The organism is Clostridium sp. FP1 (genome assembly GCF_011065975.2).
Lineage (GTDB): Bacteria > Bacillota > Clostridia > Clostridiales > Clostridiaceae > Clostridium_AD > Clostridium_AD tagluense.
Window position 1 is genome coordinate 2,507,377 of sequence record NZ_JAAMNJ020000001.1, and the last position, 12,979, is coordinate 2,520,355.

Genomic DNA, 12,979 nt, shown 5'->3' on the forward strand with positions numbered 1-12,979 from the left:
AAATAAAAAAATGTTTTAAATATTAAATAAAAAATTACTTCAAATCAATAAATAAAATATTATTATGCAAAGTTGACCATTAATGTAATCTATTATTATGAAAGAGGTGTAGCATATGAAAGTAACAAACGTAGAAGAATTAATGATTAGAATAAAAGAGGTTAGAAATGCTCAAAAGGAGTTTTCTACTTATACTCAAGAACAGGTAGATGAAATATTTAGACAAGCAGCAATGGCTGCAAATAATTCAAGAATTGATTTAGCAAAGATGGCAGTGGAAGAAACAGGTATGGGAATTGTAGAAGACAAGGTTATAAAAAACCATTTTGCTTCAGAATATATATATAATCAATATAAAGATGAAAAAACTTGTGGAATTATCGATACAGATAAATCCTTTGGTATTACAAAAATTGCAGAACCAATAGGAGTTGTAGCAGCTATTGTGCCAACTACAAATCCAACATCTACAGCAATATTTAAAGCTCTTATATCATTAAAAACTAGAAATGGTATCATTTTTTCTCCACATCCAAGAGGGAAAAAGTCTACTATTGCAGCAGCTAAAATAATACTAGATGCTGCAGTTAAAGCTGGCGCACCAAAAGGTATAATAGCCTGGATAGATGAACCTTCGGTAGAACTTTCGCAGATTGTTATGAGAGAAGCAGATATAATACTTGCAACAGGTGGACCAGGAATGGTTAAAGCTGCTTATTCATCAGGAAAACCAGCTATTGGAGTTGGTGCAGGAAATACACCTGCAATTATTGATGAAACAGCAGAAATTAAAATGGCTGTAAATTCAATTTTACTTTCTAAGAGCTTTGACAACGGAGTAATATGTGCTTCAGAGCAATCAGTATTAGTTATGGAAGAAATATATGATGAAGTTAGGAAAGAATTTTCTGAAAGAGGAGCTTATATTCTTAAAAAAGCAGAAGTAGATAAAGTAAGGAAAATAATTTTAACTAATGGATCATTAAATGCAAATATAGTAGGTCAATCTGCCTTTAAGATAGCAGAAATGGCAGGAGTTAAAGTTCCAGAAGAAACAAAGGTTATTATAGGAGAAGTTGAATCTGTAGAACTTGAAGAAGCATTTTCACACGAAAAATTATCTCCAGTACTTGCTATGTATAAGGTTAAAACTTTCGATGAAGCACTAGAAAAGGCAGAAAGACTTGTTGAACTTGGTGGCTTTGGTCATACATCATCATTGTACACTCACAGAACTAAGTCTACAGATAGAATAGCTAAGTTTGGTGCAACCATGAAAACAGGGAGAGTTATAGTAAATATGCCAGCAGCTCAAGGAGCTATAGGAGATTTATACAACTTTAAGCTAGCTCCTTCATTAACACTAGGGTGCGGTTCATGGGGTGGAAACTCCGTATCAGAAAACGTTGGAGTTAAGCATTTATTAAATGTGAAGAGTGTAGCTGAGAGGAGAGAAAATATGCTTTGGTTTAGAGTTCCAGAAAAAATTTATTTTAAATATGGTAGCCTAGGAGTAGCTTTAAAAGAATTAAAGGATATGAACAAGAAGAAAGCATTTATAGTAACTGATAAGATTCTTTATGACCTAGGATATGTAGATAAAGTTACTCATGTTTTGGAAGAAATTGGAGTAGAGTATAAGATATTCTATGACGTAGAACCAGATCCAACCATTGCTATAGCAAAAAAAGGTGCTGAAGAAATGGCAATATTTAAGCCAGATACAATTATAGCACTTGGTGGTGGATCGCCAATGGATGCAGCAAAAATCATGTGGGTAATGTATGAGCATCCAGAAGTAAGATTTGAAGATTTAGCTATGAGATTTATGGATATTAGAAAGAGAGTATATCCATTCCCTAAGATGGGTGAAAAAGCTATGATGATTTCTGTGCCAACTTCAGCAGGTACAGGTTCAGAAGTTACTCCATTTGCAGTAATTACTGATGAAAAAACAGGAGTTAAATATCCATTAGCTGATTATGAGTTAACTCCAGATATGGCTATAGTAGATGCAGAGCTTATGATGAATATGCCAAAGGGACTTACAGCAGCTTCCGGTATAGATGCTTTAACTCATGCTATAGAAGCTTATGTATCAGTACTTGCTTCAGAATATACTAATGGACTTGCTTTAGAATCAATGAGATTAATATTTAAGTATTTACCACAAGCTTACAATGAGGGTACCACTAATATAAAAGCAAGAGAAAAAATGGCTCATGCTTCAACAATGGCTGGTATGGCATTTGCTAATTCTTTCCTAGGAGTATGTCACTCAATGGCACACAAATTAGGAGCAGAGCATCATGTACCACACGGCATTGCTAATGCATTATTAATCAATGAGGTTATAAGATTCAACGCTGTAAATAACCCAACAAAACAAGCAGCATTCCCACAATATAAATATCCAAATGCTAAGTGGAGATATACAAGAATTGCTGACTATTTACAATTAGGTGGAAACACAGAAGATGAAAAAATAGAATTATTAATTAAAGCTATTGATGAACTAAAAGCTAAGATTAACATTCCTATGACAATAAGTGAAGCAGGAGTGTCTAAAGTGAAATTCTATGCTACATTAGACCATATGAGTGAGCAAGCTTTTGATGACCAATGTACAGGTGCGAATCCAAGATATCCATTAATCAGTGAACTTAAGCAAATGTATATAAATGTTTTTGAAAAATAAATCAGTTAATTTGATAAACTTTAAAATTTATCCTTGAGAAGTTTATTCAACTTATATACAAAAAAGCATCATTGCATGAAAATGCAATGATGCTTTTGAATTATTCAGCGTTTTTCTTATATTATGCTATAACGAAAAGTATATATAAGAAAAGATCCTAATTTCAAAAATATGATTATAGTTTATTTTCCATAGGAAGTCCAATCCTTATGGTTGTTCCAATTTCAGGTCTGCTTTCAACTATAATGGAGCCGTTATGCCTGCCAATAATCCATTTTGCTATAGATAAACCAAGTCCGGTTCCACCACTTTCTTTTGTTCTTGACTTATCACATCTATAAAATCTATTGAAAATATGGGGAAGATCTTCTTTAGAAATACCTATTCCTGTATCTATAATTTCAAGAATTAGATTCTTCTTTTTAATATAACTATTTAACACAATACGTCCACCGCTAGGGGTGTACTTTATGCTATTATCTATAAAAACTCTTAATGCTTGCTTAAGTAATTTTTTATCTGCATAAACAGAAACTTGCTGATTTACATCAGTTTTAATTTCATGTAAAGCATCAATTAGTTTTGTTTCCTTTATAATTTCATCTACTAATTCATTAATATAAAAACTAGTTTTTTCGATTTTTTGAGTGTTCTTATCACTTCTTGCAAGAAATAAAAGTTTTTCTACTAACTGCTGCATATCGCAGGCTTCACTCCTTATAGCAGTTATAGATTCCTCTAATACTTCTTTATCATCTTTTCCCCAGCGGTACAGCATATTTGCATAGCCTTGAATTACAGCTATTGGTGTTCGAAGCTCATGAGAAGCATCTGATACAAATTGGTTTTGCTGTTCATAGGAAGTTTGAATACCATCTAACATTTTATTAATAGTTTCAGCTAAATCTTTTAGCTCATCCTGGGAAACACTAACATTCAATCTGGTTTCTAAAGCATTAATTGAAATAGCTTTTGTGGTTTTTGTCATGTCTTTTATAGGTAGAAGCATTTTCTTACTGGCTTTAGAACCCACACCTAAGGTAAACATTAAAGAGAATATATTTACGAAAAAAATAATTAAAGAAAAAATGCCCCAATATTCATTTTCCTTTTTAAGGTCTTTAGAAAGCTGAAGATAAAAGATTTTATTATTTTGATCGAGTTTAGTAGTAATAAAAACAAGTTGTTGGTTTATTTCATTAATAACAGGGTAAGTTGAGGCATCTTTATGGAAATATATCTCGTTTTTATTCTTTTGGGTAGAATAAACAAGATTTTCACTTTTATCAAAAACATTAAAGGTTATGTACTCTATATTAGAAAAAATATTAATATTAAAGCTTTGAAGATCTTTGTCTAATTTAGCATAATTAACAGCTACTGAACTGTATCTAGTAAGTTCACCCTGAACTTCATGTAGTAGAAAAAATCTAAAGCCTATAATTAAAGCAACGCTTAATAGAAGCAGTGTAGTAGAAAAAATAAGTGTGTATACTGCAGTCATTTTAAAACTAATGGAAAATCTTAATCTTTTATGAATTTTGTAAATTAATTGCTTTAATAACTTTGGTATAAAACTCAATATGATTGATATTGCCTTGTAGAGAAATCGCAAGCATTGCGAAAGAAAACGAAAGTATTGTAACATAAACTTAGAGAAAAATTTTAAATTATTCATCTTTTAAAAGGTATCCCACCCCCCGAATAGTATAAATAAATTTCTTGTTGAATCTATCATCTATTTTACTTCTTAAATATCTAATGTAAACATCAACTACATTAGTATCACCCATATATTCATATCCCCATACTATATCAATAATTTTATTTCTTGTAAGTACAATATTTTTATTTTCAATTAGGTATTTAAGTAAATCGAATTCCGTTTTAGTTAGTTCAATAGAACTATTTTTAAAGCTAACCATATGGGCATCTAAGTCTATAGACAATTCGCTAGCAGATAATATATTAGTGCTTTCTTTAAATACAGGCACTTTTTTTAATGCTGTTCTTATTCTTGCTAGTAATTCTTCAATAGCAAAAGGCTTAGTCATATAGTCATCAGCGCCTATGTCAAGACCCATAACTTTATCCATTATCTCATCTTTAGCAGTAAGCATTATAATGGGAACTGCAGACACTTGTCTTAGGCGTCTTAATACTTCTAGCCCGTTTAAAGATGGTAGCATAACATCAAGAATTATTATATCAAAAGTTTCGTTAAGGGCTTTATCTAAACCCTCACGTCCGTCATGGCATTGATAAACGCTATACCCCTCATAAGTTAATTCTAATTCAAGAAATCGTGCTATTTTTATTTCATCCTCAATTATTAAAATTTTTTGTCCACTCATATATAATTTAACCCCCAAAATATATTATATTAGTCACCAAATTTTCGCACATAATAACATAGAGAAGTTATGTGCGAAAGTTGAGTTAATAACCATACTTTTATTATATATTACTTTATATATAATTGCAGACAATCAGATTTATATTTTTTTTATTATAAAAAAACAACCTACATAGATTAAATGTAGGTTATGAGGGGTTATTCACTTTTCATTTCTTCTGTGATTTTTGTAGTTACTTTATTAACAGCAATGGACATCTTATCAAAAATATTATTTACTTCTAAATCTTCATTGTTTTTCTTTTGAATTCTTATTTTATGGTTAGTTGCGAGGGCTAATATTAATGCTGTGATTACAATAGGTGTAGCTACTATAGTTATTATAACTCCTAGAGTTACACAGATATTTAATACTACAGCATCATCTTTTTTAACTATTATTTTTGTTTCGTTCCCTTTTTTAATAAGTTTTTTTACTTTCTTAAAGAATTTACTTTCGCTAGAAGGGATCTCGTCGGGTTTAATCTTATTTTGTTTTTCAAGATATACTAGTGCACAAAGAAGGTCTCCGTCATTTTGCTCTAAGGCGGCTTTAGCATCCTCATAACTTACATTAGCTCTTTTTCTTAACTCATCAATTTGTTCTAAATTTATTGACATTTAAACTCCTCCTAATTTTTATTTGGGTTGTGTAAGAATTATTTGTTTTCTATGTTTTTATTATATAATGTAAGTATTAAGGCATTATTAGTAGGAGATTAGAATTGCATTAGAAATTTCTTTCCATGAGATTAATAAGAGTGATATATTTAAAGTGAGAAATGGAGTGATATATATGATCACATTAACAGAACAGCAAGCACAAAGCATAGTAGATAGAATGATGAATGTAATACCATATAATGTTAATATTATGAATGAAAAGGGAATTATTATTGGAAGTGGAGACAAAAATAGATTATATAAGCTACATGAAGGAGCTATGGAAGCTATAGCTAAGAAAAATATGATTGAAATTTTGCAAGGTGGGTTAGACACAAAGCCAGGGGTAAATACGCCTATACTTTTTCAAAATAAAGTTGTTGGGGTTATAGGAATTACAGGTAAACCAGAAGAGGTTAAACCTTTTGTTGAACTAGTTAGAATAACTGCTGAACTTTTAGTGAATCAGGAGTATGTTCTATTTCAAAGAAAAATTAGTGAACAGTTAAAAGATGAGTTTTTATATGAATTAACCTATCGAAAAATCAACTATAATCAAGATTTTAAAGAACGAGGAGATGCTTTGGGAATCGATGTATCTATTCCTAGGGTGGCTGTGGTATTAACTTTTAATGAGAGTTGTATTGAAAAAGTAAAGGGTAACTTGTTGAATTTTATAAGGAGCGATGAGTTCTTTTTAAAACTTAACCCTTCAACTATTGTTATTTATATGTATTATGACAGTCTTGTTACTAAAAGATTAGAAAGGTTTTTATGCAAAAAAGAAGAGCATTACCTTGAGGTAGGGGTAGGGTTAAATGAAAGTGTTTTTGGCGTATCATTTAAACAAGCAAACACGGCCCTTGAAATTGGTAAAAAGCTTCAAGTAGAAAGAAAAATCCATCTATATAAAGATGTAGAATTTATTTCACTTATAGCAAGTTTTAAAGGGAATAGTCAGATGGAAAATATAATTGTAAAATTAGAAGCTGAGAATAAATTAGACTTATTAACAACACTGATTACATATATAAATATGAATGGGCAAGCAAACAAGACTGCTGAGGCACTTTATATTCATAGAAATACATTGAATTATAGGTTAGAAAAGGTTGAAGAGGTTACTGGGAAAAATCCCAAGAACTTAATTGATCTGTTTCAATTATATACTGCATATATTTTATCCGAGATTTAACGACATTTCAGAGGGATAGTCTCACACTTATATAAAATGGTGATGATTTAATTGTTCAAATGCACAAAAAATATGGAGTAAATCTTAAACAATTGCCTAATGTTTATATATTTGAATTCGTTTACAATATAGAAAAGGAACAAACAAAGGAGGAACAAATATGCAAATAACAGCATTAGGCGCAATTATCGCACTTATATTAGCAATTATTTTAATAATTAAAAAGGTTCATCCAGCATATGCACTTATATTAGGTGCATTAATTGGTGGGTTAGTAGGTGGAGCAGGACTAACAGACACTGTTAAAATTATGATTGAGGGTGCAAAAGGCATTATGCCAGCCATCTTAAGAATACTTACTGCTGGAGTTTTAGCAGGTGTGCTTATAGAATCAGGCGCTGCTGCAAAGATTGCAGAAACTATTGTAGATAAAATAGGAGAAAATAATTCTCTAGTAGCACTGGCACTAGCAACTTTAGTACTGACATCTGTAGGTGTTTTCGTAGATGTAGCAGTTATTACAGTAGCACCAATAGCAATGTCTATTGCTAGTCGTGCCAAATTGTCGAAAACATCCATACTTATTGCTATGATAGGAGGCGGAAAGGCAGGAAATATTATGTCCCCTAATCCTAATGCAATAGCTGCAGCAGATGCATTTAAAATACCCTTAACATCAGTTATGGCAGCAGGGATAGTGCCAGCAATATTTGGACTTATTGTTACATGCATAATAGCTAAAAAGCTAGTTAAAAAAGGAAGTTTTATTGCAGAAGATGAAGTCGCTTGTGCAGTTGAACAAAAACCAAGTTTTGGTTCAGCAATTGTGGGGCCAATAGTCGCGATAGTATTACTTTCTCTTAGACCATTATTTAAGATTAGCATAGATCCATTAATAGCGTTGCCAGTTGGAGGAGCTATAGGGGCCCTTGCCATGGGAAAAATAAAAAACTTAAATAAATACTCAGTTGTTGGATTAAGCAAAATGAGTGGAGTGGCTATTTTACTTATTGGTACAGGAACTCTTGCAGGAATTATAGCGAATTCTGGGTTAAAAGACGTAATTATTCAAGGACTTGTTGCTTCAGGACTTCCTGTATATGCATTAGCGCCAATAGCAGGAATATTAATGTCGGCGGCTACAGCTTCCACTACATCGGGTACTGCAGTAGCAAGTACAGTATTTGGTGGAACCATATTGGACCTTGGAGTTTCACCTCTTTCCGCAGCAGCAATGATTCATAGTGGAGCAACAGTTTTAGATCATCTCCCACATGGAAGTTTTTTTCATGCTACAGGTGGAAGTATATTTATGGATATGAAAGAAAGATTAAAACTTATACCCTATGAATCATTAGTTGGTTTAACTATGACTTTAGTGTCAACAGTGATATTTGGAATAATGCGTTAGAAAACTAAGTATTTATATTAATAATAAAATATATCTCAAGGCACAAATTATAGACTTACTTTGGAAAGGATAGATAAATATGAAATTTTTGTTAGCACCAGATTCCTTTAAGGAAAGTATGACAGCAAAAGAGGCAGCGGATGCTATGGAAAGAGGGATTAGAAAGGTTATTCCCTATGCAGAATGCATTAAGGTTCCAATGGCTGATGGTGGAGAAGGAACAGTACAGTCCCTTGTAGACGCAACAGAAGGTGAACTATATAAAGTGCTAGTTAAAGGGCCTCTTGGTGATGAAGTTGAGGCTACATTTGGAGTACTTGGAGATAAAAAAACAGCAGTAATTGAGATGGCTAGCGCTAGTGGTTTACACCTTGTGCCTAGGGGGAAAAGAAATCCTCTTTTAACTACAACTTATGGTACAGGACAATTAATTAAAGCTGCCCTAGATAAGGGCGTTAATCATTTGATCATAGGAATAGGTGGTAGTGCTACAAATGATGGCGGAGCAGGAATGATACAAGCACTTGGTGGAAAGCTGTTAACATTGGATAATGAAGAAATCAATTTAGGTGGCGGATATTTAAATCTTCTTCATAAGATAGACTTAGATGGACTAGATAAAAGACTTAAAGGTACTACGATTGAAGTAGCTTGTGATGTTACGAGCCCCTTAACAGGAAAAAATGGTGCGTCTTATATTTTTGGGCCGCAAAAGGGAGCCACTCTCGAAATGGTGAAAATTTTAGATGATAATTTAAGTCACTATGCAAAAATTATAAAACAGCAGTTAGGTATGGATATTGAAAGTATTCCTGGAGCGGGAGCTGCGGGTGGGCTAGGCGCAGGACTTCTTGCTTTCTTTCGTGCAGAACTTAAAAGGGGAATAGAATTGGTTACAGAACATACTAAACTTAAAGAAAAAATGCAATATACGGATTATGTGTTTACTGGAGAAGGAAGTATAGATGCACAAACACTTTATGGTAAAACACCCCTTGGAGTGGCCTTAATAGCAAAGGAATATAATATACCTGTTATAGCCTTTGCAGGACGTATAGGTGATGGAGTAGAGGCATTATATGAGCATGGAATAAATTCTATAATAGGCATATTATCAGAAGCTGACACAATTGAAAAAGCACTTAAAAAAGGTCCAGAAAATATTGAAAGAACTTGTGAAAATATAGCTAGAATTATCTTGCTTAATAAATAAGTTTTGTAATAACAAAATAGTTCTTAATAAGACACTAAGGTCTTATTAAGAACTATTTTACTGTTTTTATGTTAAGGAAAATCCCCTTCACTCTCAACTTTCAATTCGAAACTGTAGCCCCTTCAGTGTATCTAAAGCAGCTTTTGATATGGTCATTTATTATGCCTGTAGCTTGAAGATGAGCATAAGTTATAGTGGAACCTAAGAACTTAAAACCACGTTTTTTTAAATCCTTGCTAACCTTATCTGATAATTCAGAGGTTGCGGGCACATTTGCAATACTGTCCCAATGGTTAATTATAGGGCTATTATCCACGAAAGCCCATATGTAAGCGTCAAAGCTACCAAACTCCTCTTGGATTTTAATAAACATCACAGCATTATTTATGGAAGCTGCTATTTTAAGTTTATTCCTAATAATGCCTTTATTTTGAATAAGCTCAATAACTTTTTCATCATCGTATTGTGCTATTTTATTAAAATCAAAATCATCGTAGGCTTTTCTATAGTTTTCTCTTTTTCTAAGTATGGTAATCCAGCTGAGCCCTGCTTGAGCAGATTCAAGAATAAGAAATTCAAAATGTTTTCTATCTTCGTGGACTGGTACTCCCCATTCTTCATCATGGTATTTCATATACAGTGGATCATTTCCACACCAATCGCATCTATCCAATTTACTACACCTCTTTCAAAGGTTATTAATTTTACTATATATTTTAATTATAGCATTCATAAATTTATTTTAAAAGCTATGATTTATACATAGTTTTATGTTGAGGCTCCTGCTAAAAGAACAAGAATTAATGATCTAGTAAAATTCAATAATAATTATTAACAAATTCCTTTACTGTTGAATACAATATAATATATATCTTAGATTATACTTACCCATTAATAAAACTAATTATAAATTTATAATAAAGATCATCTCAACTATTAATCTGATCTATTAGTACATATATCAATGTATAAAACTTATATTAGCAATATATGTAAGTGATATATGTATCCATAAAATAATAAATAACTTATATATCAGTATTAATGTGTACTGTCTCATTTAAAATTTATACAAAAAGGAGTTTTATAAAATGAGTAGAGATGAAAAAGATTATAAACCAGATTGTTCAAATAATAATAACCAATGTGATTGTGATTTATGTCATACTATTAATGTAGATCCGATAGATATGGAAAAACACGGTGCTAAATTATTAACTGTAAGAATACAAGTAAATAACGTATGCTTTGGAAAACAAGTATGTGTTGCATGCATTATATATAATAATTGCCACAAAATACTCGCTTTTAGAGGTTTTTGTACAACGTTATGTAAAGATGATGGATGCAATGCATGTGGTACTATTCGCCGTAAATTAGTATTTGTACTTCCAGCCGATATTGAAGACCCTGAAGAATTAGACGTTCGTTGTGCAGCCAATTATATATATCCATGTGAGTAAAGCAATTATGTACCTATATAAAGGGATAGTGAGGGCATTCATTATCCCTTTTTTATTGAAACTAGGGATATGTAAATAAATAAATTTATCATATATTAAAATTTGTAATAGGAATTATGTGTCTAAGCATGGTATAATATAAACTTATGAGTTAAAAATATATTTAAGTTATGCTTAAAAATTATATATGAAACAAGAGAGGAAGTTAAAATGAGTAACATAAAATTTGAGGAATTTAGTATTAGTGAAGAAATATTAAAAGCAATTGTTAATTTAGGATATAAAAACCCTTCAGAGGTTCAAGCTGCAGTAATACCTATAGCTCTAAAAGGTAGGGATATAATAGTAAAATCACAAACAGGTAGCGGAAAAACAGCAGCTTTTGCTATTCCACTTTGTCAAAGTGCAGATATAGAGGAAACACAGCCTCAAGCACTAGTATTAACACCTACTAGAGAACTAGCACTTCAAGTAAGCCAAGATATAACACAAATAGGTAGGTATAAAAAAATTAGAGCTATAGCTGTTTTTGGTAAGCAACCTATAGCAATGCAAGTAAAACAGTTAAAACAAAGGGTGCACGTAGTAGTTGGTACTCCTGGAAGAACCCTAGATCATATTGAAAGAGGCACTATTAATCTAGCCAAAGTAAAATATTTAATATTAGACGAAGCAGATGAAATGCTTAGCATGGGATTTATAGAACAAGTAGAAGAGGTTATTAAGGCTGTTCCTAAAAATAGAGTTACTATGTTGTTTTCAGCTACAATACCAGAATCTATTGAAGCAATTTGTGTTAAATACATGGTAAATCCCGTTAAAATAGAAATAAACCCTGAAAATTTAACCGTTGATAAAATAGATCAAGTTTGCTATGAAGTAGAAGAAGATAAGAAATTCAGTGCGCTTAAGAGAATACTTTATATTGAGAGTCCAGATTCTTGCATAGTATTTTGCAGAACAAAAGAAAACGTTGATTCAATAACGGATCAAATGAAAAATCGTTATTATTCATGTATTAAGATACATGGAGGCATGCTTCAAAATGATAGATTAGATGCCATGGAAAGATTTAAAAAAGGTGAGTTTAGATTTTTAGTGGCAACAGACGTTGCTGCAAGAGGTATTGATGTGGAAAGCATAACTCATATTATAAATTATGATTTACCACTAGAAAAAGGTAACTATGTACATAGAATAGGTAGAACAGGACGTGCAGGAAAAAAAGGAAAAGCTATAACCTTTGCAACTCACTATGAAAATAAATTTTTACAAGCCATAGAACAGTATATTGGTATGGAGATACCTAAAACAGAAGTTCCAACAAAAGAAGAATCAGAACCGTTCAGGCAAGCATTTTACGAAAAACATGATGCTAAGCCTATTCTTAAAAAGACGAAAGCATCTAATTTTAGTAGTGATATAATGAAATTATATCTCAGTGCAGGTAAAAAGAAAAAAATAAGGACTGTAGATATTGTAGGAACTATTTGCAATATTGAAGGGGTTAGTTCTGAGGATATAGGCATTATAGATATTCAAGATAATTTCTCTCATGTAGATATTATGGGCGGAAAGGGCAAGTTAGTGTTAGAAGCCCTTAAAAATGGAACAATAAAGGGAAAAGCTATTAGAGTAGAGAAAGCAAATAAATAGTAATTGTTAGGTAGCTTTAGTGGATACTATAAACTAAAGTTTGTTTGATTAAATTAGAAGGACTAAGTGGGATACTTTTATTGGTGGATTGTAAAATTTTTACAGTTAATATAGAAAAGAGACTTACTGCAACTTAGTATAAAATATTAATCTGCAGTAAGTCTCTTTTATTAGTACTAGTAGCATGAGTAATACCACTAGGCAAGCCACATATTATAAAGAATATTAGGCATAATAAAATAAAAAAGTATAAAATAATGGCACACTGGAATATATTTTAATAAG

At 31.7% G+C, this 12,979-nt stretch carries 10 protein-coding genes; 6 read left to right on the forward strand and 4 right to left on the reverse strand.

Annotated features, from left to right (window positions below):
- Positions 1 to 115 precede the first annotated feature (115 nt).
- Positions 116 to 2,698, forward strand: a complete 2,583-nt coding sequence (adhE, locus tag G9F70_RS12125) for a bifunctional acetaldehyde-CoA/alcohol dehydrogenase (protein WP_164946380.1) — start codon at positions 116 to 118, stop codon at positions 2,696 to 2,698.
- Positions 2,699 to 2,873: 175 nt separating this feature from the next.
- On the opposite strand, the gene G9F70_RS12130 is transcribed toward adhE, so the two are convergent.
- From G9F70_RS12130 to G9F70_RS12140, 3 genes are all read right to left on the reverse strand, one after another.
- Complete coding sequence (locus tag G9F70_RS12130) at positions 2,874 to 4,202, reverse strand: sensor histidine kinase (RefSeq protein ID WP_202017972.1); 1,329 nt, start codon at positions 4,200 to 4,202, stop codon at positions 2,874 to 2,876.
- Positions 4,203 to 4,368: 166 nt separating this feature from the next.
- Complete coding sequence (locus G9F70_RS12135; protein WP_164946381.1) at positions 4,369 to 5,052, reverse strand: response regulator transcription factor; 684 nt, start codon at positions 5,050 to 5,052, stop codon at positions 4,369 to 4,371.
- Between the two features lie 200 nt (positions 5,053 to 5,252).
- Positions 5,253 to 5,714, reverse strand: a complete 462-nt coding sequence (locus G9F70_RS12140) for a DUF4342 domain-containing protein (protein ID WP_164946382.1) — start codon at positions 5,712 to 5,714, stop codon at positions 5,253 to 5,255.
- Between the two features lie 175 nt (positions 5,715 to 5,889).
- Here G9F70_RS12140 and G9F70_RS12145 point away from each other — a divergent pair, with 175 nt between their 5' ends.
- From G9F70_RS12145 to G9F70_RS12155, 3 genes are all read left to right on the forward strand, one after another.
- Entirely contained in the window at positions 5,890 to 6,951 is a 1,062-nt protein-coding gene (locus G9F70_RS12145) for a CdaR family transcriptional regulator (RefSeq protein WP_164946383.1), read from the forward strand.
- Between the two features lie 160 nt (positions 6,952 to 7,111).
- The gene (locus G9F70_RS12150) at positions 7,112 to 8,362 is read left to right on the forward strand and encodes a GntP family permease (RefSeq protein WP_164946384.1); all 1,251 of its coding nucleotides are present in this window, start codon (positions 7,112 to 7,114) and stop codon (positions 8,360 to 8,362) included.
- 79 nt (positions 8,363 to 8,441) lie between these two features.
- Positions 8,442 to 9,575 carry a glycerate kinase gene (locus G9F70_RS12155; RefSeq protein ID WP_164946385.1) on the forward strand — a complete coding sequence of 378 codons (1,134 nt, stop codon included), beginning with the start codon at positions 8,442 to 8,444 and terminating at the stop codon, positions 9,573 to 9,575.
- Between the two features lie 100 nt (positions 9,576 to 9,675).
- On the opposite strand, the gene G9F70_RS12160 is transcribed toward G9F70_RS12155, so the two are convergent.
- Positions 9,676 to 10,248: a DNA-3-methyladenine glycosylase I gene (locus G9F70_RS12160; RefSeq protein WP_164946386.1), complete on the reverse strand. Its 573-nt coding sequence runs from the start codon at positions 10,246 to 10,248 to the stop codon at positions 9,676 to 9,678.
- Positions 10,249 to 10,666: 418 nt separating this feature from the next.
- On the opposite strand from G9F70_RS12160, the gene G9F70_RS12165 reads away from it, so the two are divergent.
- Both G9F70_RS12165 and G9F70_RS12170 read left to right on the forward strand, forming a co-directional pair.
- Positions 10,667 to 11,038: a hypothetical protein gene (locus tag G9F70_RS12165; RefSeq protein WP_164946387.1), complete on the forward strand. Its 372-nt coding sequence runs from the start codon at positions 10,667 to 10,669 to the stop codon at positions 11,036 to 11,038.
- Positions 11,039 to 11,248: 210 nt separating this feature from the next.
- On the forward strand, positions 11,249 to 12,694 hold the full coding sequence (locus G9F70_RS12170) for a DEAD/DEAH box helicase (RefSeq protein WP_164946388.1): 1,446 nt from the start codon (positions 11,249 to 11,251) through the stop codon (positions 12,692 to 12,694).
- Positions 12,695 to 12,979: the final 285 nt, after the last annotated feature.